Source organism: Paenibacillus sp. FSL R7-0026, assembly GCF_038004485.1.
Taxonomy (GTDB): Bacteria; Bacillota; Bacilli; order Paenibacillales; family Paenibacillaceae; genus Paenibacillus; species Paenibacillus xylanexedens_A.
Genome location: NZ_JBBORG010000001.1, coordinates 3862637 through 3883121, shown reverse-complemented (window position 1 = coordinate 3883121; position 20485 = coordinate 3862637). Strand labels below are relative to the sequence as shown.

At 45.4% G+C, this 20485-nt stretch carries 23 protein-coding genes and 1 pseudogene; 14 read left to right on the top strand and 10 right to left on the bottom strand.

Going from position 1 to position 20485, the window contains the following annotated elements; all coding sequences use genetic code 11:
- Positions 1–183: 183 nt before the first annotated feature.
- The 3 genes from MKY44_RS17070 to MKY44_RS17060 all read left to right on the top strand — a co-directional run bounded on the left by MKY44_RS17070 (position 184) and on the right by MKY44_RS17060 (position 3372).
- Positions 184–954 carry an ABC transporter ATP-binding protein gene (locus tag MKY44_RS17070; RefSeq protein WP_341007985.1) on the top strand — a complete coding sequence of 257 codons (771 nt, stop codon included), beginning with the start codon at positions 184–186 and terminating at the stop codon, positions 952–954.
- Positions 929–2887, top strand: coding sequence for an ABC transporter permease (locus MKY44_RS17065; RefSeq protein WP_341007984.1), 1959 nt, complete (start codon positions 929–931; stop codon positions 2885–2887). Before MKY44_RS17070 ends, MKY44_RS17065 begins: the two co-directional genes overlap by 26 nt.
- A 143-nt stretch (positions 2888–3030) precedes the next feature.
- The gene (locus tag MKY44_RS17060; RefSeq protein WP_341007983.1) at positions 3031–3372 is read left to right on the top strand and encodes a cupin domain-containing protein; all 342 of its coding nucleotides are present in this window, start codon (positions 3031–3033) and stop codon (positions 3370–3372) included.
- 228 nt (positions 3373–3600) lie between these two features.
- Here the strand turns inward: MKY44_RS17060 and MKY44_RS17055 are convergent, their stop codons facing one another.
- The 6 genes from MKY44_RS17055 to MKY44_RS17030 all read right to left on the bottom strand — a co-directional run bounded on the left by MKY44_RS17055 (position 3601) and on the right by MKY44_RS17030 (position 7398).
- Positions 3601–3900, bottom strand: a complete 300-nt coding sequence (locus MKY44_RS17055) for a metal-sulfur cluster assembly factor (protein WP_036613395.1) — start codon at positions 3898–3900, stop codon at positions 3601–3603.
- A gap of 31 nt (positions 3901–3931) precedes the next feature.
- Positions 3932–5164 carry a hypothetical protein gene (locus MKY44_RS17050; RefSeq protein ID WP_341007982.1) on the bottom strand — a complete coding sequence of 411 codons (1233 nt, stop codon included), beginning with the start codon at positions 5162–5164 and terminating at the stop codon, positions 3932–3934.
- A 13-nt stretch (positions 5165–5177) separates the two neighbouring features.
- Positions 5178–5783, bottom strand: coding sequence for a DUF2249 domain-containing protein (locus MKY44_RS17045; protein ID WP_341007981.1), 606 nt, complete (start codon positions 5781–5783; stop codon positions 5178–5180).
- Complete coding sequence (locus tag MKY44_RS17040; protein WP_341007980.1) at positions 5770–6144, bottom strand: hypothetical protein; 375 nt, start codon at positions 6142–6144, stop codon at positions 5770–5772. Before MKY44_RS17040 ends, MKY44_RS17045 begins: the two co-directional genes overlap by 14 nt.
- A 17-nt stretch (positions 6145–6161) precedes the next feature.
- Positions 6162–6395, bottom strand: coding sequence for a DUF2249 domain-containing protein (locus MKY44_RS17035; RefSeq protein WP_036613358.1), 234 nt, complete (start codon positions 6393–6395; stop codon positions 6162–6164).
- A 301-nt stretch (positions 6396–6696) separates the two neighbouring features.
- The gene (locus MKY44_RS17030; protein WP_341007979.1) at positions 6697–7398 is read right to left on the bottom strand and encodes a Crp/Fnr family transcriptional regulator; all 702 of its coding nucleotides are present in this window, start codon (positions 7396–7398) and stop codon (positions 6697–6699) included.
- 177 nt (positions 7399–7575) lie between these two features.
- Here MKY44_RS17030 and MKY44_RS17025 point away from each other — a divergent pair, with 177 nt between their 5' ends.
- On the top strand, positions 7576–8298 hold the full coding sequence (locus MKY44_RS17025) for a ZIP family metal transporter (protein WP_017687819.1): 723 nt from the start codon (positions 7576–7578) through the stop codon (positions 8296–8298).
- Between the two features lie 153 nt (positions 8299–8451).
- Here MKY44_RS17025 and MKY44_RS17020 read toward each other — a convergent pair whose 3' ends face one another.
- On the bottom strand, positions 8452–9114 hold the full coding sequence (locus MKY44_RS17020) for a Crp/Fnr family transcriptional regulator (protein ID WP_341007978.1): 663 nt from the start codon (positions 9112–9114) through the stop codon (positions 8452–8454).
- Between the two features lie 56 nt (positions 9115–9170).
- Positions 9171–10163: pseudogene (locus MKY44_RS17015) on the bottom strand (multicopper oxidase domain-containing protein).
- 277 nt (positions 10164–10440) lie between these two features.
- Between MKY44_RS17015 and MKY44_RS17010 the strand changes: the two are divergent.
- From MKY44_RS17010 to MKY44_RS16980, 7 genes are read left to right on the top strand one after another with little or no spacing between them, the layout of a single operon-like run.
- A complete protein-coding gene (locus tag MKY44_RS17010; RefSeq protein ID WP_341007977.1) occupies positions 10441–11049 on the top strand; it encodes a hypothetical protein in 609 nt (202 codons plus the stop codon).
- Positions 11050–11095: 46 nt separating this feature from the next.
- Positions 11096–11746, top strand: coding sequence for a hypothetical protein (locus MKY44_RS17005; RefSeq protein ID WP_341007976.1), 651 nt, complete (start codon positions 11096–11098; stop codon positions 11744–11746).
- Positions 11743–12303, top strand: a complete 561-nt coding sequence (locus tag MKY44_RS17000) for a hypothetical protein (RefSeq protein WP_341007975.1) — start codon at positions 11743–11745, stop codon at positions 12301–12303. The genes MKY44_RS17005 and MKY44_RS17000 overlap by 4 nt, the downstream gene beginning before the upstream one ends.
- A gap of 45 nt (positions 12304–12348) precedes the next feature.
- A complete protein-coding gene (locus MKY44_RS16995) occupies positions 12349–13083 on the top strand; it encodes an SMI1/KNR4 family protein (protein ID WP_341007974.1) in 735 nt (244 codons plus the stop codon).
- A 21-nt stretch (positions 13084–13104) separates the two neighbouring features.
- Positions 13105–14406: a hypothetical protein gene (locus MKY44_RS16990; RefSeq protein ID WP_341007973.1), complete on the top strand. Its 1302-nt coding sequence runs from the start codon at positions 13105–13107 to the stop codon at positions 14404–14406.
- Between the two features lie 32 nt (positions 14407–14438).
- Positions 14439–14861 carry a hypothetical protein gene (locus MKY44_RS16985; protein ID WP_341009880.1) on the top strand — a complete coding sequence of 141 codons (423 nt, stop codon included), beginning with the start codon at positions 14439–14441 and terminating at the stop codon, positions 14859–14861.
- Positions 14862–14882: 21 nt separating this feature from the next.
- Positions 14883–15488 carry an SMI1/KNR4 family protein gene (locus MKY44_RS16980; protein WP_341007972.1) on the top strand — a complete coding sequence of 202 codons (606 nt, stop codon included), beginning with the start codon at positions 14883–14885 and terminating at the stop codon, positions 15486–15488.
- 102 nt (positions 15489–15590) lie between these two features.
- Here MKY44_RS16980 and MKY44_RS16975 read toward each other — a convergent pair whose 3' ends face one another.
- Positions 15591–15950: a hypothetical protein gene (locus tag MKY44_RS16975; protein WP_341007971.1), complete on the bottom strand. Its 360-nt coding sequence runs from the start codon at positions 15948–15950 to the stop codon at positions 15591–15593.
- Between the two features lie 102 nt (positions 15951–16052).
- On the opposite strand from MKY44_RS16975, the gene MKY44_RS16970 reads away from it, so the two are divergent.
- Both MKY44_RS16970 and MKY44_RS16965 read left to right on the top strand, forming a co-directional pair.
- Positions 16053–17105, top strand: a complete 1053-nt coding sequence (locus MKY44_RS16970; RefSeq protein ID WP_341007970.1) for a leucine-rich repeat domain-containing protein — start codon at positions 16053–16055, stop codon at positions 17103–17105.
- 149 nt (positions 17106–17254) lie between these two features.
- Complete coding sequence (locus tag MKY44_RS16965) at positions 17255–18100, top strand: cupin domain-containing protein (protein WP_341007969.1); 846 nt, start codon at positions 17255–17257, stop codon at positions 18098–18100.
- Between the two features lie 466 nt (positions 18101–18566).
- Here the strand turns inward: MKY44_RS16965 and MKY44_RS16960 are convergent, their stop codons facing one another.
- Positions 18567–19613 (bottom strand): aromatic ring-hydroxylating dioxygenase subunit alpha, encoded by a 1047-nt coding sequence (locus tag MKY44_RS16960; RefSeq protein WP_341007968.1) that lies wholly within the window; start codon positions 19611–19613, stop codon positions 18567–18569.
- Between the two features lie 409 nt (positions 19614–20022).
- On the opposite strand from MKY44_RS16960, the gene MKY44_RS16955 reads away from it, so the two are divergent.
- Positions 20023–20469 carry a carboxymuconolactone decarboxylase family protein gene (locus MKY44_RS16955; RefSeq protein ID WP_017687833.1) on the top strand — a complete coding sequence of 149 codons (447 nt, stop codon included), beginning with the start codon at positions 20023–20025 and terminating at the stop codon, positions 20467–20469.
- The last annotated feature ends 16 nt before the right edge of the window (positions 20470–20485 follow it).

The window sequence follows — 20485 nt, the reverse complement described above, 5'->3', positions numbered from 1 at the left end:
CTTTGCCCATGGGCGAGGTGCTTTTTTTAATGGACAGAAGTGTGATAGAGAAGGCAGGGGAACAGAACCTTAAATGCGTTGTAAGGGAAGTTTAAGGTAATTCGATAGCACCGTTACGGGAGGTCAGTTAGGATAAGAATAGAAATAACGTATGAAGAATGATGGATCAGGAGGGAATTACGCATGGAAATGTTACAGGTATCAGGACTGAACAAAGTATATCAGGGCAAAGTGCAGACTCAAGCCCTTAGTGATATTCATCTGACAATCAAACAAGGTGAGTTTGTGGGTATTATGGGCCCGTCGGGCAGTGGTAAAACCACATTGTTAAACATGGTCTCCACCATTGATGAACCCAGCTCAGGCAAGGTGCTGATTAATGGCATGAATCCGTTTGATATGAAAAAGAAAGAACTTGCCATGTTCCGACGTCGGGAACTCGGATTTGTCTTTCAGGATTTCAATCTGTTGGACACGCTGACTGTTGCTGAGAATATTGTACTTCCATTGACACTGGACAAGGTCAAACTGAAGGAGATGGAGAGTAGACTACAACGCATTACAGCCAAGCTCGGGATTGATCACATTCTGGATAAACGAGTCTACGAAATCTCGGGCGGACAGCGACAGCGCACAGCCATTGCGAGATCCATGATCAATATGCCTTCAATTGTATTGGCGGATGAACCAACCGGCGCGCTGGATTCTACCTCATCTCAGGCGGTCATGGAGTCACTTGAACAGATGAATCAGCAGGAGAAAACGACCATTATGTTGGTCACACATGACCCGCTTGCGGCAAGTTATTGCAACCGCATCGTGTTCATCAAGGACGGAAAACTGGCAGCCGAGGTACACCGCGGAGATAATCGACAGACGTTTTTCCAACGGATCATTGATACTTTATCCTTCTGGGGAGGGAATTCACATGAGCTTTCCTCAGTTCGCGTTTAATAACATCCGCCGTAATGGGCGAGCGTATATTGCTTTTTTTCTAAGTAGTGTGTTTATGGTCATGATCTTCTTCGCTTATGCGGTATTTATCTATCATCCATATGTGGCAGAGTTGCCAATGGGTGACACAACCGCTACGGGCATGCAGATCGCTTCGATTATCGTGTATGTGTTTGCATTTTTCTTTGTTATGTATTCCATCAGTGCTTTCCTCAAATCACGGAACAAGGAGTTTGGCATTCTGACCATACTTGGTGCAGAACCCGCACAGATTCGGAGATTGGTCATTTTGGAAAACATGTTGATCGGCTGCCTGTCCATTATTGCCGGTATCGGCGGAGGCATGTTGTTGTCCAAGTTGTTCCTGATGTTAACCACTCGTTTTATAGGGATGGATGATCTGCCTTTTTATTTTCCCGTGAAAGCGATTCTGATTACGATCGGGGCCTTTCTGTTATTATTTTTCTGCATTTCACTCTTCACATTGGTTTTTATCGGAAACAAACGGACGTTAGAACTTTTGACGGGGACCAGCAAACCTAAAAAAGAGCCCAAAGCTTCATGGTTCTTCTCACTTCTGGGTTTTGCATTACTTACAGTAGGTTTTGTGGTACTCCGTAACGGGTTAAATGGCGGAACAATCATGCTTGCAGCAGTAACAGGGATAGCCGGGACGTATTTCTTCTACTCACAACTTTCCGTGCTCATCATCCGTTTATTGAAGCGTAATCGTAAAACGGTATGGCATGGTACACGTCTGTTATGGATCTCAGAGATGAGCTATAAAATGAAGGATAATGCCCGCATGCTCTTTATGGTGACCGTGGTGATTGCGATTGCTTCAATGAGTGCAGTTGTAATTTTGTCACTGGATCAGGAGAACCGGGAGCAGTTTACAAACAACGATTTTCCAGTCAAATACAATGTGTACACTCCTTCCGATCAAATGGATATGAGCTATATTGATTCGACACTTGAAGCAGCAGGCTTAAATTATCAGCAAGTGTATCTGGAGTACTTTTGGTCTGATGCGGATCAGAGTGCTGTCTCGGTTATGCCGCTCAGTCATTACAACCGATTCAATGCGATCCAAGGAAAAAAGACGTTCCAATTGGATTCAGCATCAGCGTTATTCGTAGATTCGCGTAATGAGAAGGATCAGGATCAGATCGATCGAAACAGGTTTCGCAATTATGCGGAAGGAGACACCTTGACTCTGAATCTGGAGGATGGCTCATTGCAAGCAAGAGTTACAGCTACGGATGTAGAACCACGTTTCGCAACCTTGATCTATTCTACAGGTGTAGTCGTTCTCCCAGATGAGAAGTTTGAAGAGATCACACAACAGATCAATGCAAATAGGTTATCAGGCAAAGTTCTGTATCAGATTCCGGCATGGGGTCATGCTGTACCTGACCGGCACTCCTCAGAAGCCATGGTTAGCGATCAGCTACTGTCGTCCGCAGATACCATTCGAAGCGATAATGCTTCGGATGAGAATTACTCCGGATTTCTGACCACTCGATATGGAGATTTTGAGAGATACAGACAGGGCACAGCACTCTTTACCTTTCTGGGTATATTTATCGGATTAATCTTCTCCATCTCTTCCGCAAGCTTTTTGTATTTCAGACTGCATACCGATCTTGAAGCGGATGGAAAGATGGTGCATTCTCTTTCGAAAATGGGTCTCAGTTTCCAGGAGATGAAACGATCATCCACCGTTCAGATTGCTATCCTGTTCTTTTTACCGATCGGAGTAGCTATCATTGAAACTTTGGTCGTAGTTAAGCCATTTCTTACTGAATTCGGTATTACCAATTATACGATGCCGGTATTGACTGTATTTGGTGCCTTTGTACTTGCACAGACGTTTTATTTCATCATTATACGTTCGAGATATATCGCTTCTCTGCGCAAAATGATGGTGTAACCATCTTAGAAACAAACGGTCATTGGGACCGACCATGATTTGTTTATTGCCCGCATTTTCTTGATTCAGATCAAGGAAATGCGGGTTTTCTTGCGATAAGATGAATGTATTCACAGATTATATTATCGAGGAGGACGATTATCATGAGTATTACGTCATTGCAAGAAGTCAAAACGTTCAGCGAGGACCGTTTCACGAAACGTGTTTTATTCCAACAGGGTGGTGGAGTGACCTTTGTCCTTCATTTTCTGCCAGGTCAGCAGCTTCCCGTTCATAAACATCCGGGCACAGACGTTATTTTGCTGGTACTTGAAGGCACAGGCACACTTATGCTGGATGGAAAAGAACAAGCGGTGAAACAAGAGGATGTGATCCATTGCGGCGGTGAAGTAGAGTTCGCATTCCATAATACAGGAGATCAGGAGGTTCGTTTGTTCGTGGTGTTAAATAACGTACCAGCAGCATCCTATGCAAAGGACATCTAACATCTGATATCAAGGAATCGATGTAATGATTCACTGATAGGCACTAATATAAGGGAAACTCTATTCTGGAGTTTCCTTATTTATTTTTATTCAAGAATATCTTGATCAAGAGTATGTTCCCATCGCAAAACAAAAAGCATACCTATGTCTGAGAGTATCAGATCTTAAGTACGCTTTTTCGTATTCCGGCAGCAATTTGTTCATTCATCCGGTCACTGTTCATTCTGCCTAGAAGTATCCCAGCATTTCCTTGGCTTCATTCGACATCAGCTGTGGAGACCATTGTGGCTCCCACACCACTTGTACATCAATATCGGTTTTATTCGTATTTTCCTGCAAAACCCATTTCACCGCACCGACAATTGTATCATGCAGCGGACAACCTGGTGTAGTCAGCGTCATCCGTACATGTACCCGTTCGGGCTCTTCCCTTACTTCATACACCAGACCCAGGTCAACGATATTGACACCTAATTCAGGGTCATACACTTCCTTGAGACATTCTAGCAAATGCGTGGTTTGTTCCATCATGTTCACTCTCCAGTCCACCTTATTAATATTAACGTCGGAATACCAAAGCAATATTTGTTATATAAACGATGGAGACAAGAGACAAGATCGTCCCTCCAACCATCATGACCTCAGCCAGATTAATCAGAATTCCACTGACAAGCAGAAGGCTTCCAGCGACCATGGCGAGCATACCCCAATTGACATACCGTTCACTCAGCATACCTGCCATCAGCGGAGTTCCGGGTCTGCCTGCCTTCTTGCCATATTTGTGGGTCCACCATAGAAAAGGCACGATTTTGGAGGCATAACCAAGTATGGTGAGAGACACCCAACCCCCGAGATATACCCATCCAGACAGCAGAACAACACGTGGATGGAGCAGCAGTTCAGTCCCTTGCGAGGAATAGATCAATAGGGCAACAGCATATACAGCAAACGCACGACTTACATACACAGACCAGCGGATACCCGGACCTGGGTTACTTTTGTGCCGTTTCTCCTGAATTTGCTCCAAGTGATACACATAGAAGAGAAGGGCGGCGGTTAGAAGTAAGAGCGCAAGCCAGAGCAATCCTCCCTTGAACCCAGTCAGAAATGCGACAACGCCTGTGATTACAGCTGCATTCCACAGAACCAGGACCACTTTTTGCAGTCGAATGGAATAATCGTGGGATAAGTAGAACATGGGAAGCATTTTGTAACTGAAGCCGGTAATTAACATGCCAAACCAGCCGAGTGTTCCCATCCAGATATGTGCTCCGAATAAGCGTTCATGCAGACCATTCCAATCACCAAAGGCAAAATTCAGACCCATCAGCATACCGGAAAGCCCGGTTAAAACCAGATAAAGACAGGAACACGCTGCACTGATCGTTACCGGATTCCACTGTGAGGCACGGAGAAGGGTAACGGCCATATTCCATCCGAACAACAGAATGCCAGAGAGCGCGAGTGTAGCAGAACCCGCAATCCAGATGACATCTGCACGGATGAAGCCGTATAACATGCCCACGATTCCGATACTGAACAAGAAATAATGACAATAACCAAGAAACAGACTGTAGATATTGGATTGCAAAATAACATGTATCAACTGATAAACTGCACCCATAGCCAGCATGGTTGCCCAACCGAGTACAAACAGATGGGCATGAAACCAGCCTTCGGGTCCTCTGAGTTCATCACCAAGCCAGCCTGTCAGCGAGAGCAGGGAGAATGCGTGATACATTACAAATCCAAAGATGCCCGTGATGATAAAAAGAAACGGCAACCTGGACATGGCCTTTGCCTCCTTACCCTTTTTCAATTCTCACTTTGGCCGTACCATCGGCTTGATCCTCAACCGTGAAGGGGCAACCGAGATTGTTTAACTCTTCAATCAAGAAGACTGGCACACGGTCATTATGAATCAGTACGACTTCTCCAGGTTTGCAACGTTCCAGTGCGGCAAGTGTTCGCATCATGGGTTGTGGCGGTTCCAATCTGCGATTGTCCAGTATAACGGTGGGCGCCTGTAGGGATTCAAAGTTTTCAATCGCGACAGCTTGCTCCTCTGGATGTCCTTTGCATGAAGCTGATTCTTCGTCTGAACCGGGCTCAGAATCGACTTCCGATCCAGATAAAACCATTGCAGAACATGCTTTGGCACCGGTTTTGTTTTTTTTGTGCACAAACGTGGTAACCCAGTGATCTGAACCTTTTCGTTCCGATGTGCTGGAGTATCCTTTCATCTTGAGAATACCGAGCAGGGGCGTTGGTTTGAATGGAGCATGTAGTACAAACACATCTTCATGTTGAAGGCTTTTGACCGTGTCCATGATCAGTTGAAACGGCTCCAACTTTTTACTCAGATGAGGACGCACATCCAATTCAACAATATGGACATCAGATGCAGACATGTGCGTTCACATCCGATCCTGCACTAGCTACATCCGCCTGCTGTACCAACTGCAGAGATGATTCATACAGGGCTGCCATTCCACCGTACAGCGCATAGAAGAATGACTCCGGCGCATCGAGGGAGAAGGACAGATAGGCTTTGGGGTCCATCCCGAGCACACGCTCAAAAAGTCTTGCACTGTCATAGGCGTAAAAACAGAAATGAGTGTATTCGAACACAGGCATTTTTTCGTAAATGGTGATAATCTCTTGCGCATATTCTGCTTGCTCACGCTGTGCCAATTGAACCATGGTTGTGGCGTCTTCCAGCCGCAGCGTGATGCGAAGTGTAGTATCGTCAATGATTTCAACGTGCGACATAGCCGTTCAGCTCCAATCTATAATTTACTGATTTTGACCTGGAAGGTTGTAGGACCCTGCTCAATATACTCCCAGTTGAAGCCATCGGGATGTGTGGACTGGAATTGGAATCGAAGTGGCTTAGGATCGTGATCGTTAATAAGCAACATGGATTCCTGTGGTTGCAACTGATCAAACGTTTCGAAAATAACTTTATGTTTCAAATGCGGTGGATACTCCGTGGCATTAATGGTTGCTGCGTATGTGTTCATGTGTCATTCCTCCAAATGGGATAGTGTGGTGTTGCAATTTGATTATAGAAAACGTGAGGAGGGGGCTGTGTGAGCCTGCTCACACCTTTTTTAATGTCATAGTCTCGCCTTATTTGAGTCAGAATCCTGTATGGAAAAAGTGCCATGGGCAAGCCAAAGCTCACAATATCCTGATACGTATATTGCTAATTGTGCATGCAAAAGAGACCTTAACATCGATTACGGGCGTTAAGGTCTCTTTGTGCACACACAGTTTAATGTAATAACGCGGGAGAAAACAGTGTAGCTGGGTGCAGGGTGGTCACGTAGCCCTTTGTTCCTTCAAAGCTTGCAAATCATGAATGATGATCCGGCTGCGATCCACTTCGAGCATATTCTCTTTTGTAAGCTGGTTTAAAAGCCGATTCGCTGTTTCCCTTGTTGTACCAATGGAGTTGGCAAACTCCTGATGAGTCATGGGCAGGTTGATGATAATCTGGTCTCCATGCATTTGTCCGTGCTGATCTGCGAGCATGAGAAGGAAGGAAAGTACACGATTGCGTACATCCTGACCAGAGAGCACCTGCAATTTATCCTGTAATTCTCTTATTTTGTCACCGAGCACACGCATAATTTTGATCGCAATCGATGGTGTGCTCAGCATTAATCGTTCGAAAAGTCGGACAGGTATGGCTAGTAGTTCGGTAGGGGTAATGGCTTCTGCGGTAGCCGGGTAAGGGTGCGCATTAAAAAAGCCGGTGTGTGGGAACATATCTCCTGTTTTGAGGAAAGAGACGATCTGTTCATGCCCGTTCTCATCGGTTTTATAGGCCTTTACAATGCCCGTACGGATAAAAAAGACAGCTTCTTTTTCGCTTCCTTCGCTGAAAATAACCGATTTCTTCTGAATGCTTCTGGAAATGGCGATATCTTCGACTTGTTTTAATTCCTCGGGGCTAAGGTCCTGAAAGATGGGGAACTGTTGTAGAAACTCCGCTGTTGTATCTTTGTTTACCCTACTCATGAGAATCTCTCCTCTCTGTGTTCATAGATCTGAACGACGACATTATTTCATCATAACGTGATTTTTAAACACATCAGGTGATATAGATCACCGTAAAGCCACATCACTGTTTTTGATTACTCAACATGGGTTAATGGAATGATAGAATATGATTAAACAAGAGAGGGGTCGGCCCGGATGTGGACTGCATTCATGTGGGGCGGCATCTCTGCCTCAGCGGTAGTCATTGGCGCACTCGCAGCATTGTTTCTGAAGATTCCCAAACGAGTTATTGGCTGGATCATGGCGTTTGGTACAGGAACATTAATTGGTGCAGCGACTTTTGAACTTCTCGGAGATGCGCTGAATGATGGAGGAATTATACCTACCGCCATTGGATTTACGGCAGGTGCCGTCGTGTATACCCTGTTTGACCTGCTTGTTTCGGCAAAGGGAGGCGCAGGGCGTAAACGTTCAGCAAAGTCGGGAGACTCGAACCAAAGCGGACTTGGGATCTTTGCAGGAACAGTAATGGATGCTATCCCGGAATCCATCATGCTTGGTGCCAGCTTGCTGGCCGGTAACGGTGTCAGTGTGGTGCTGGTAGTATCGATCTTTGTCAGCAACATTCCTGAAGGTCTGTCCAGTACGGTTGGACTACAGGGCAAGTACAGTCGTGGCAAAATCATATTAATGTGGCTGAGTGTACTGTTGATCTCCGCGATTGCAGCACTGGGTGGATATCTGTTTCTGGAGCAGCTTCCAGAGGAGATGGGTGCAGCGATTGGTGCATTTGCAGGTGGTGGAATCATTGCCATGATCTGCTCGACGATGATGCCGGAGGCATTTGAAGAAGGCGGACCTGTAGTGGGTTTGATTGCATCCATGGGATTGCTTGTGTCGCTGTTGTTGGATCTGTAGATGACAGAACAAGCTTCCGATCGCTGAGTTGAATTTATATAAAAAGAGTATCCGAAAAGAGTGGTTTCTGATCGGATACTCTTTTTTTGCCAAAACAGCTTCCTCCGCTTTCGCAATTTTCCTTACCTAATTTATTGAATTCGGGCAGGCGGTTCAATTCTTTCGCAGAATAAGGATACAGTTCCCTGTAGCCTGCAGCAGTCCCTGAGTTTGCATCATGGCGAGTTTACGACTAAGCGTCTCTGGTGTGATACCGAGCAGCGGAGCCATATCTTTTTTGAAAACAGGCAAGCGGATCTCATGTTTTGCATGATTTCGAGTATGAAAATACAAAAGCAACTTGGCAATCTTCTGTTCCGTTGTCATCGCACTGAGCGAGCTATTCCATTCATCGGTTTCACGGAGAAGATTGGAAATGGCCAGCAGGAAATGATAAGCAATCTTCGGATCATGTTCAAGTAACTGATCAAAGTCATGCTTGCTGATAGAGCAAATGGCCGAAGGCTCCAGAACTTCGGCGTTTGCGGCATGTGGTTTTTGGTGTAACAGAGAATCTTGTCCGAAGAAATCTCCGGGAAACAGAAACCGGATAATATGTTCCTTGCCATTTTCATTGTATTTGGATAACTTCACACATCCCTGATGAACCACATAAAGCGTATCGGAGCGTTCTCCCTCCTGGACGACAACTTCGCCTTTGTTATATTTGCGGGTTTGCAAAAGGGAGATCAACAAGGCAGCTTCGGATGGATCAAGATGCTGGAACAGAGATACTTTGGAGAAACAGGCATCCTTCGCTTCGTGTGTACAAATCATCGTTTAATCACCTCGAATTGTTCAGGATAGGTATAGCCATTATCTATTGTCATGTCTCAGTGAGACATCGCGGGTCCACCATGATCCGTACCATTCTTGGTCACACGCAGAACAGCGGCAGCTCCTTTGGCTACATGGTTGAACTGATGGGTTACAATCGCATAATCACCTTCTTCGGTCACGGTGAACTCTACGACAGCTCCACCACTTGCGGGAAGCATAACTGTCTGTATTCCATACTGGATGTTGCGTGGATTCCCATCGGTATACACACGGTCCATAATGGTACCCACAACGTGGAAGGATGAGACTTCATTGGGTCCGGCATTACTGACATGGATCCGCACCGTATCTCCTACTTTGGCTAACAGGGGATGTTTTACTAATCCATAATCATTACCGTTAAATACAACATAATCCGGTTCCCCATTCAAAAAAGCTTCATAATCATGTTCTTTGTACCATTCACTCTGAACAAGGGTATACTCACGGTCAACCAAGTGATCAGAAGGGTAACCTGCTTTGGGTTCCACAATAATCATGCCGTACATCCCGTTTGCGATATGGGCAAGGACCGGTTTGGTTCCACAGTGATACATGAATACACCGGGTGAGGAGGTTGGATAGGTGAACGTGCCTTCCTCGCCTGGCATCACATCAATAAATTTGCTGCTTGGAGCAGCATGTACAGCGTGAAAATCCATGGAGTGAGGCAGGCTGGAATCTTTATTTTTTTACGTGAACACCAACGTATCTCCTTCTGTCACTCGTAGGACGGGTCCGGGTACAGTACCATTAAATGTCCAAGCGTTATAGATCACTCCTTCGGAGATTTCGACATCTGTAACCTGGGCCGTCATTTCAATATATACCGTAGTACCTTCTCTGCGAATGATCGGGTCCACCGGGGGTTGATTGACCGCAGAGGAGGAGGAGACTACATCGTGGTGAACAGGTTTAACCGAATCGGTTGAACTACAGTGAGAGAGAGTTGCTGTAAATATGGCGAATACGAGTGACCATTTATATACATTCAGTAAGGAAAACATAGATGCACAACCTTTACTCAAGTGATGTTTTTCACAATCTAAAAAGCAGGTTTTCTTTCATTTCAGTAGTTATTTAGTTATAGATTACGTTATTGAGGTGGGGACGGGTGTGATGAGGCACACACTTGGGTATGTCGTATTAGAGGCATTTCCAACAATCTGTCTTCAATTCTTGTGCTGAGGAACGGAGTTTCATATAATTTTAGAGAGATGGATTGGTAAATGTTGAGTATTATGACGCGGTGTGTTGTAGTTTCAGGAAAGGGGTGAATGCAGGATGAAACGTTTCGAAGATGAAGGTGCATATAAGTATAGTTTCTATTCGGTACTTCGTCGGGGTGATAGGGTTGATGTGAAATGTCCAAAATGCGGTGGACACGCTTCTATTGAAAAACGGAAAGATCAACTGGGATGGAAATGTTTCGATTGTTACGCTCAAGCGCTTGAAGAACCGGTGTATCAATATAAGGCCAAGGGGAATTGTGCTGTATGTGAACGTTGGTTTAACGTGGAAGTCACAGACGGGAAGAAGACTTCTCACCGATCAACGCATGTGGAATGTCCGCATTGTGGTGCGGTTAATCAGGTTGAATTACATGCCAAGCCGACATACGGAAGGTGTTTTTCCGAGATTCGTGCAGGGAAAGATCCTGTATTCGGGTTGGAGCTATACTTCCTGGATGAGTTCAGAGGAAAAATCATATGGGCTGTGAATCGGGAGCACCTGAATTATCTCATTGCTTATGTCTCCGCAGATCTGCGTGTAAAATACGGAAATATGCCTATACGAACGGCTTCACATAGTATTCCGGCTTATATTAAGGATGCGAAGAACAGGGATATGGTTGTGCGTACACTGTCGAAGCTTCAGCATAAGACTGGATGAGACTGAAAGCGAAGATGAAGCATTAAAGCTGCAAGGGAGAGAAGACATGAAACTACGAGTTAAACTTAGCATTTTTGCAATCATTCTGGGTATGTTGATGATTCCAGCTTATTTTATTTTACAGACTTATGGTGTATTTCAAAAAGAGACAGTATTATCTGACTATGCTCTGGCCGTTGATGTTAATGGGAAGTCCTATGGGGCTTGGCCGCTGATTAACAGTTTTGCAGCGATGGACAAAGAGGAAGATAACCGTCAGTTTTATTACCGGATTGATATGAATCATATCCAATACCTGTTTAATCTGGCTTATAAGAAGTACGATGTGAAGCCAGGCGGGGACAATCCGTATCTGGCTGGTACTGTAAACTATCAACATACGGATCACAACTATGTGCAGACTGAAAGAAAGTATGAGAACGCCAATGATTTTGCAACGGTCTTAAATCTGTATGATCAGGATGGGCAGGTGATCTACACCTACGATAATACCGGCAAGGGAGATAAACAGCTGGTAGAATCCATCATTCATCAGGGAATGAGCCGTAATAGTGGCGGTAGTAGCGAAGCTGCCCGCGATCCGTATATCAATATTACGGCGTTATTTCGCGACAAGCTTAACATTGATGTGAAACTGACGGTGGATGAGGAACACAAAGTGGTTACCATTCGAATGAACAAATCGGAGGCGAGATGATGAATGCGTATGGTGTACAACACGGACCTGCTTATCTGGAAGGATTAATTAGGAAGGAAGAAGTCATTAAATCCGATGAAGTGGAGTGGAAAGGCAAACTTCAATCGAGTGACGGACATGATAAATTCCATATCTTTTATTATGGTGACTTGACGGAAGATGATCTGATTACCTGGCATGATTCGACACCGCTTCTTGTATATGCGGAGCATACTGTCACGGGTGAACGCTACCTGATCATTGATGCCGCTAAGCACGGATATGATGCCATGTTATGTGAGACTTATTCGGAAGAAGCACTACATGACAGACCCCTTCGCCCTTATCTGGATGTTGAAGGAGAGGACATCTTTGAAGTAGAGTTGACGGCTTACTACAATGTGCCTTGGGATGAAGAGTTTGGCGAAGATGTAGATGAAAATGGTGCATATGAACTGATTACGGGAGAGCGCATGCATTTTGATCAGGTCAAGCGTGATGGATATGATGCCTTTGCCATTCGCATTCTGAATCGTAAAGGAGTATGGACTGAAATTGTGCAGGAAGAATTGGCTTAGATTCTGAAAACGAATGAACCAAACTGAGATGGGAGATGTCGAAAAATGTATATTGTATCCCGTGTACTTAAGCCGGTTCCAGCGGAGGAACTGGATCACTTTGAACAACAGCACGCCATCTCGCTACCTTTATCATACCGTACTTGGATTGAACAATATGGGGAAGGTACATACACGGGATGGATGAATGTGCAGAGACCGGACCCGGAAGTGTTGAAGCCTTTTGTGGAATATGATTTTTGGATACATACGGATGATTCGCCTATAAGTCAGCAGCAACTTGAACAGTGCATCTCCATCGGCAGTTCTGTAGATGGAGATTTCCTTGCTGTTCATCCGGAAGTTGAGGGGCTGTTGTGGCTACCGCGTCATGATGAGAATATCACCTTATGGACATGCTCGGAGACTGAATTTGGCGAAACGCTGGACCGGATCTATTGTGGTTATTACCATCAGGATAAACCAATAACGCCACTATACTTTGAACCGTGGAATGAGTTGCGGAAACATACGTTTTACCATTTTTCAGGGACGGAACAGGGAAGCTCCATGAAGGAACTCGCCGATACATGCAAAACAGAATTTAAGTGGGACGCTGTGTTGGAGAATGAGTACATGTGCAAGATGTTCATGGTGTCGATGGGAGGATATTTACGATTTAACTATGCAGCTGGGAGAGAAGTTGCCCTGTTCTATGAAGAAAAGAATGGTGCGGAGGAGGCGACGGATAACGAAATCAGTATGTTCTTGCAGGCACATCATTGTACGGCATATGAATAGAGGCAGAGTGGAGGGGAACAGATGAGTTGGTTAAAGGAAGACATCGCGGAACAATGGCGCAATGAAGGCAGGCGTTATGCAAGGGATGTCAATGCATTTGTACGGAAAGGCATGGAGGGAGAGCAACCAGATGAATCCGAGCTGAAGGAAGATTCCAGAAGCGGTATGAGTACTGAAGTATTCCATATGGTGAGACAGGCCAATCTCCACGGTGACTTGGAGATGCTCCGACGTGAGCTGCCAGCAGCGACGTGGCCATTGAGCGAGGCATTTCAGGCTTCTATGCAGGCTGTCAAAGTTGTAGGTTATCTGAACGAGGAAACGATTGTATGTCATACGGGGATTTTCACGGAGAATAGTCAGATATATACGATGGATCAGCACGGATGGCAGTTGATCTCTCCATATACTTTTGCAGGTTGCTCATCGGATGGACTTGACTATGCGCTTGCAGGACCGGATGGGATTCGTATCATTCGTCAGCCAGATCGCAAGTTGGAAGGACAGGAGATAGCGACATATCAATGGGAAGATATTCAAGCCCGGATACAGTCGGCATTACCTCGGATTGAATCACTTGCGGACTGTGAGCATCCCGAACGGACACTTGAAGGACTTATACCTATCGATGAAGGCAAAGCACTACTCATACATTCAAGATACGGGATATATCTCGTCACACAAGCCCAGGTGACCTTGCTTCATCCCGATCTGGCAGAGATCGAAGAGTATGAGCTAGAGGATACACAGATAGATATGGGACATGCAGCTGTATCAAGGGATGGTAGATGGATTGCCTATGGCAGCCAAGGAAGCAATCATATGGTGATGGACCGTCGGCTGAACAAGACATACTCTCTCTATCCAGAATCGAGCTACCCTCATTATGCAGCATTCACCGGTGATAACCAGAACGTCTGGTTTAACGCATGTCATTTCTATAACGGGGTCACGATACAGGTCCCGCTGGAATCAATTGCAGGCAACGAAGCGAAGGAAGATTGGCCAGTGATGGATGAGAATGCACGTGTGTATGCAGCGGTGGAAATAGAGGCAGGCATGGTGCTTGGGGATGCATATGGTTATCTGTATTGTGTGAATGGCGAGGGTGAGGAAGTATGGCGTCATTTTGTAGGTAGTACGATCTATTCTCTCGCCGTATCACCAGAGCAGTCCAAGCTGACAGTTGGTACATATGGTGGCATGCTGCATGTGCTTGATCTTCGTTCCAAAGAAATGGACGAGTACGGGATCGGTACAGGCACTCTTCGGGAGTTGGAGCGATATGTGTTGTGGCGTGGAGAAGAACCTCTGCGCTGGTAAGTTCGTATTACAACCTGCAAAGGGGTGAAGGAATGGAACGTGAAGAGGCTGTAACGTTATTAAAATGTCATTCCTTTTCCTATGATGATCTGAGTCATCCCAAGATGGAGAACGGTTTTATTGGCAGTCTGCGACCCTTTCGTGGATATTTAATTGAGGAGAATTTTCATGAGTTGATGGAGATACTGCGGGTTCTGGCACCAGAACTTGCACGGCCTTCATTGGATCGGGAAGTCATGGCATGTCTATGGGGAATTACTCATATGGCACGTGCCTGGGCCGTTGAACCTGAGGGTATGCTTCGCAGCAACAACCTCATTTCGGACGAACAGGTGGCGTTGATGGAACAATGGCTTAATTTGTTATCTTATGCAGTCATGACTCTGCTTGAAGGCGGCGGAGAGGAAGAAGCGTTTTGGGAATATCATCAATATCTACAAGAAGAGAAGAACTGAGTTAGGGGAGGTGTGGTGAGATTGGAGCCAAATGTATCATTAAACGTGCTAATGGACGAGCTGAATCGCTTGCTGGGTGAGAGAATACAGGATCACGAGATTCGGCAATTGTTTGAAGAATATCAACATCTGGAAGGTGCATCCGAGGAAAGTCTGGATCTATTCGAAAAGGATTATGGCATCAGGCTACCTGGCGATTTTCGTACCTTTTATCAAAGCAAAGATGGCAGTGGTTACGGGTTGCATGTGCTTTACCCCGGTGATGCCGAGAAGGGCCGATGTACACCCTTTTATCTGATGTCATTGGAAGAGATTCGAGAGACCAAACAATACTTCTGTGAAGTGGATGAGAAGCTTGAAGAGTATTATTCTGCGGAGGAAATTAAGCAGCTGGACCCGGAGATCAAGCCATACCTGTTCCATAAACCATGGATTCCTTTTGCAACGATCGCGGGAGGTTCACTGTATCTGATGCTCGATTTTGATCCAACGGATGAAGGGACGTATGGGCAGATTATTATGTACGTTCACGATCCGGACTTTGTCTATTACCTTACACCTACCTTCACGGATCTCCTCAGCATGTCGAACCGTAATCTGAAGATGATGGATGAGATCACGTATTAAATCCCACACGATTAGACAATTCTTTCAATAATAAAGAAGCTGCCGAAGCAGCTCCTTTATCTGATATGAACCAGTACTTTGAAGAAGTCTAATGATTACGGATTACCAGTGGAAGAAACGATGTCCGTGAAATCCGCCGCCTGGAGGTCCTCCGTGTCCTCCGTGTCCACCGGGACCACCCGGACCGCCGGGTCCACCGCCGTGAGGTCCGCCGGGATAGCCACCTCCAGGGAAAGGACCATGGTGCCCACCTGGATAGCCACCGCCCGGATAACCGCCTCCTGGATAGCCACCATGCCACCAAGGACCACCGATCGGATATGGCAGTGGAACAGGAACGATGGGCGGGTATGGATACGGATAAGGGTAAGGATACGGTGAGGGTGGCGGAGGTGGTGGATAATAAGGGTAAGGATAACCCGCAGGTTGCGGGGATGATACTGAACCAGGGCCGTATGCCATGTAACAAGCCTCCAATAACTGGATTGATGATATCAGCCTATGCCACAATGGTTTCAGGTGATACAGCAGATTGAAGAATAATGAGTAATGAGGGGGGAACATATGGTAGCCGTAGCTTTTCACACCGATCCAAGAGGAACGGCCTATGAACTGTTGATTGACGAATTGATCGAGAAGGCAGATCGTTTTGTGCTGGTAGACAGACAAAGGTACGAAGAGAATGAGATACCGGAAGTAGTTCGTGTGTTAGAGAGATTGAAGCCCTATCTTGTGGAACGTGCTACGATGGAAGAGATGATGCTGAAAAGCGGAGCCTATTATTCCGAAGGTACCTATTATACATATCGCTGTACGCCGGAATCGGGTCACGTGCTCAAAGAAGAAGCCAATCGTTTTCACGATTGGTGTTATCCGTCATTGCCGGACGATCTTTGCTTTATGACAGAAGACGGAAATGATTATTTTTTCTCTGTGGCCCATGAGCATATGTATGGCATGAGGATTACATACAAAGAAGCGAGTGAACTTATGGAGCGGATTCCAGGGTTGTTCTTTGAATTGGACCGTCATAAGGAAATTGATCATCTTCTGGACGATGCGATCAGACATCAGACCGATAAACTGGATATCAGCTTACATGGTTTAAGTGAGCTTCCCGAACGAATTCGGGAGTTGAAGCACTTGAAGGAGTTGACGATTTTTGAGCAGAATCTGTACTCACTCCCTGCAAGTCTGTTTGAACTTACTTCATTGGAAAGATTGGTCATTACAACGCTGGATCTGGAGTGTATTCCGGCAGAAATCGGGAAATTGAAGCAACTTCAAGAGTTAAGAATTTATTGTGGCAGCCCTTTTGAATCTGCACCTGGTTGGAGGCCCAAACCACAAACTGAGTTGGGATTAAATTGTATTCCGCCTGAGATTGGTGAATTAAGTGAGCTGAAGTATCTGGAGATAGTATATTCTGGGATACGTGAACTCCCTCCCGAGTTGGAAAGACTGAAGAATTTGCGTGCTTTACTGGTGACGAATGCACTAATTGAGGGAACTCCGGATGTTGTCACAAGAATGCACTGGCTGGAGTATGTAGACTTAATGAATATTCCATTTGGAACCCATTGGGAAGAAGTCTGGGAAATGAAAAAGAACATGTAACAAATAGAGCCCTGCTCGGGATGTCCGAGTCAGGGATATTTGTTATGCGATGAAAACTTGGCGGAAATGGGCTCACGGATCTGGGCGCTGGGCATAAGCTGGTATATAGGTTATGACCTAAACCGAGAGCGAAGGGCAGGCGTTTTATTTTGGCAACCTCATACATGGATTACACTTTACCAACCACCGAATTTACTTACGATTTGAGCAATAACCCGTTATTCAAGAAGGATGAGAACAACTATATTAACTCTCTTTCCATCAAGCAATTAAACACATTGGGCAATACTTCTTTACTGGATATTTTCCTCAACACTGGCAATGTGGTTGAACCACATACGCATCAGAATGCAACGGAGTTGGTATACTGCATCAGCGGTTCGGCGGTTGTTTCCCTTATTAATCCGTTTACCAACGAGCTGCTTCATTTCCCGATTACTCCGGGGCAGGTGGCTAACGTTCCTCAAGGCTGGTGGCACTATGAAGTGGCTACTGCTGATCATACGCACTTACTCGCAATCTTTGATGCTCCTGTTCCTGAGGCGATATTTGGCTCAGACACCTTACGTCTTACACCTGCAAAACTTTTGGCTTATACGTACTGTCTGGATGAGAAAAAAGTTCAAGAAGCGCTGGCACCCATTCAAAAAACAGTGATTATTGGCCCACCGGCAGATTGCCAGCCTTCAACTGCTCCTGCCTCTAACAGTGCTCCAAATGTGAATCATCAGCCTTACGTAATGCCTAATGTACAGCCAAACATGCAACCCAACATGCAACCCAACATGCAACCCAACACACAGCCAAACACACAACCCAATGTACAACCAAACATGCAGCCCAACTCACAGCCGAACAACCAACTAAACATGCAACCTTACGTAAACCGTCTTCCGTACTGGGGCACTTGGGTTGATCCACGTATTATTCATGAGCCGGGCTGTCCGTATTATAGAGAGCTTCCTGTGAATACGAATAATCAAGAGGAAAGATGACGTTTATGAGGCAAGGTTTATCTAATACACATAGGTACTTCAGTTAAATTAGGTATAGCAAAAGAAGCGTCCGCAAAGGAACGCTTCTTTTGTTGATTAAAGGTGTCTTCAAATCTGCTGAAAGCCGATGCATACCTGAACGAGTCCGGAGCATGGAGTGCTAACGAATCGTAGGCGTCTTAATCAAGGATTTAAGGCGTGCCCAGAAATCTAAAGAATCTGAGACACGTTATATCAGAATAAACAGCCGTATGAAGTGTTTTTATCGGGGGGTTTTGGGAAATAAAATGTCTGAGGTTCCTTACAATTTAAAAAGAGAACATGACGGCCTAATAAGACTCCCTGTGTTCCTTAGAAAATGGCCTACCCTTCTCTAGAGTCCACAGGATGGTGCTTCCAGACTTTTTAGGCGCTGACATCCATCATCGATAGCTTGCCTGAGGTTGAAGAAGAACAACTATTTAATTTACGATGTGTAATTTCGTCCCAAGCCAAGCTCCGTTAACAATTGACGATAAGCAATCGAAGTACGGTCTGCGGGAATATGGGCCTCGGCATGCAGATCAAGGGGGAGATCCTCCGGTTTCTGTGACTCGACCATCTCACGGTCTTCTTCAAAAACCTGCAAGTTGAACTTGATTGTGTCTTCAATCGGCGCGTCTTTGTCAAAGTTGCGTGTGATTGGACAGAATAGACGTGTATAACGGGCAGAGATCGGCGAAGCACAATTCAAAATATTCAACTTGTCGTCTCCTGGGAAATGTACCGTCAGAGAAGCCGCAAAAGGTGGGAACACTCGAAACTCGCGCAGCCATTGGAAACCTTCAGGTGCAACAAGATCTTGCCCTTTGCCATAGTTACTCACTGTACTCCAATACTCGGCCAGTAACTCATTACCTTCGCGTTTCACTTTGTATTGGGGGACTTCTGTGTTGTTTCGGTCACCAAACGTTTCGGTATGCACATAGGCAAAATGGGATACATCCAGGAAACCCTCCATTTGTCGTCCAGAGGAACCAGCAATGTCAAAGTTGGGTGGCAAAATATTGATATAATCGGGATCATCCCATCCAGGGAAGGAGGGGATCTGTTCTTCCGTTCCCGCTAAAGTGGTCCAGATCAGGCCATAACGTTCAACTGCCGGGTACATGATAAGTTTGAGCTTAGGCGAGATCTTGGAGCTTGGGTGCGCAGGTACTGCGGTACATTTTCCTTCACAATTATAACGGAAACCGTGATAAGGGCAGACAATCTCGCCATTTTCTACCCAGCCTTTGCTAAGTGGAGCCCCGCGGTGAAAACAAAGATCCTTGGCTACCACAACCTGATCATTACTGCGATAGAGAACCAGCTTCACATCGAGTAATTGAGCAGCAAGTGGTTTGTCTGTTACTTCGGTTGCTTGGGCTATCGGATACCAATATTGGGATAAAACATGCCAGTCTTCAGCGGTGAACGTACAGCCTCTAGGCAATTCGGACGTCACATTATGGTTTGCGTTGGAAGTTATCATAGGAAACACTCCTTGCTGATATGGATGAACGATTCGCTTTTTTTATGTCAGAAAAGTTAACTTGAATAGCCGTATGTTACTACTCTTTTGGTCAAAGTATCAATATATCCAATCTAATTTTGGTTGAAATCACAAACGGTACAGCAAAAACCGTACATGAATACGGAAAAACGCGGATTTTTCTTACGTTAGATGTTAATTGTAGAAAAGAGAATAACCTTTCAGTATGTTTTTCCATTACTGATTATTGACTCCATGGAGGTTGTCCTGACATCAGAATCTCAGTGTGAATACTCGTTAGTTGAGCAACCATTCTTGTGGGCATAAAAAGATTTTCGCAAAGAATGTCACAGATCCCGGCCGTCGTTTGTCTACAGTATGTAAACCAAATGACGGAGGCGAATGAGAAATGAATTTAAGAACGAATTACAGAGTAGCGAGTCCAGGCGCATTTAAAGCGATGATGGCGATGGAGCAATATATATCCGGGCAATTTGAAAATAAAGTTTTATACGAGTTGTTGAAAATCCGCGTGTCCCAGATCAATGGCTGTGCCTTTTGTCTCGATATGCATGCCAAAGATCTGATGAAACTGGGAGATTACGCGGATCATATTCTTTTGCTAAGTGTATGGCGTGAAGTGGCTTTCTTCACGGATCAAGAACGTGTTATGCTGGAGCTGGCTGAAGCGGTGACCCGAATCTCGGAGCACGGTGTACCCCTTGCGCTGTACGATAAGGTCCGTGAACATTTCAGTGAATCCGAACTGGTGGATCTGATCCTGGCCATTAACACGATTAATAACTGGAACCGGATTGCGATCACAACTGGAATGTATCCGGGTTGCTTTAACTAAAAATACACGCACCATG

Coding starts and splice junctions, on each gene's coding strand:
- MKY44_RS17070 (WP_341007985.1), top strand. CDS start 184: ATGGAAATGTTACAGGTATCAGGACTGAACAAAGTATATCAGGGCAAA.
- MKY44_RS17065 (WP_341007984.1), top strand. CDS start 929: ATGAGCTTTCCTCAGTTCGCGTTTAATAACATCCGCCGTAATGGGCGA.
- MKY44_RS17060 (WP_341007983.1), top strand. CDS start 3,031: ATGAGTATTACGTCATTGCAAGAAGTCAAAACGTTCAGCGAGGACCGT.
- MKY44_RS17055 (WP_036613395.1), bottom strand. CDS start 3,900: ATGGAACAAACCACGCATTTGCTAGAATGTCTCAAGGAAGTGTATGAC.
- MKY44_RS17050 (WP_341007982.1), bottom strand. CDS start 5,164: ATGTCCAGGTTGCCGTTTCTTTTTATCATCACGGGCATCTTTGGATTT.
- MKY44_RS17045 (WP_341007981.1), bottom strand. CDS start 5,783: ATGTCTGCATCTGATGTCCATATTGTTGAATTGGATGTGCGTCCTCAT.
- MKY44_RS17040 (WP_341007980.1), bottom strand. CDS start 6,144: ATGTCGCACGTTGAAATCATTGACGATACTACACTTCGCATCACGCTG.
- MKY44_RS17035 (WP_036613358.1), bottom strand. CDS start 6,395: ATGAACACATACGCAGCAACCATTAATGCCACGGAGTATCCACCGCAT.
- MKY44_RS17030 (WP_341007979.1), bottom strand. CDS start 7,398: ATGAGTAGGGTAAACAAAGATACAACAGCGGAGTTTCTACAACAGTTC.
- MKY44_RS17025 (WP_017687819.1), top strand. CDS start 7,576: ATGTGGACTGCATTCATGTGGGGCGGCATCTCTGCCTCAGCGGTAGTC.
- MKY44_RS17020 (WP_341007978.1), bottom strand. CDS start 9,114: ATGATTTGTACACACGAAGCGAAGGATGCCTGTTTCTCCAAAGTATCT.
- MKY44_RS17010 (WP_341007977.1), top strand. CDS start 10,441: ATGAAACGTTTCGAAGATGAAGGTGCATATAAGTATAGTTTCTATTCG.
- MKY44_RS17005 (WP_341007976.1), top strand. CDS start 11,096: ATGAAACTACGAGTTAAACTTAGCATTTTTGCAATCATTCTGGGTATG.
- MKY44_RS17000 (WP_341007975.1), top strand. CDS start 11,743: ATGATGAATGCGTATGGTGTACAACACGGACCTGCTTATCTGGAAGGA.
- MKY44_RS16995 (WP_341007974.1), top strand. CDS start 12,349: ATGTATATTGTATCCCGTGTACTTAAGCCGGTTCCAGCGGAGGAACTG.
- MKY44_RS16990 (WP_341007973.1), top strand. CDS start 13,105: ATGAGTTGGTTAAAGGAAGACATCGCGGAACAATGGCGCAATGAAGGC.
- MKY44_RS16985 (WP_341009880.1), top strand. CDS start 14,439: ATGGAACGTGAAGAGGCTGTAACGTTATTAAAATGTCATTCCTTTTCC.
- MKY44_RS16975 (WP_341007971.1), bottom strand. CDS start 15,950: ATGGCATACGGCCCTGGTTCAGTATCATCCCCGCAACCTGCGGGTTAT.
- MKY44_RS16970 (WP_341007970.1), top strand. CDS start 16,053: ATGGTAGCCGTAGCTTTTCACACCGATCCAAGAGGAACGGCCTATGAA.
- MKY44_RS16960 (WP_341007968.1), bottom strand. CDS start 19,613: ATGATAACTTCCAACGCAAACCATAATGTGACGTCCGAATTGCCTAGA.
- MKY44_RS16955 (WP_017687833.1), top strand. CDS start 20,023: ATGAATTTAAGAACGAATTACAGAGTAGCGAGTCCAGGCGCATTTAAA.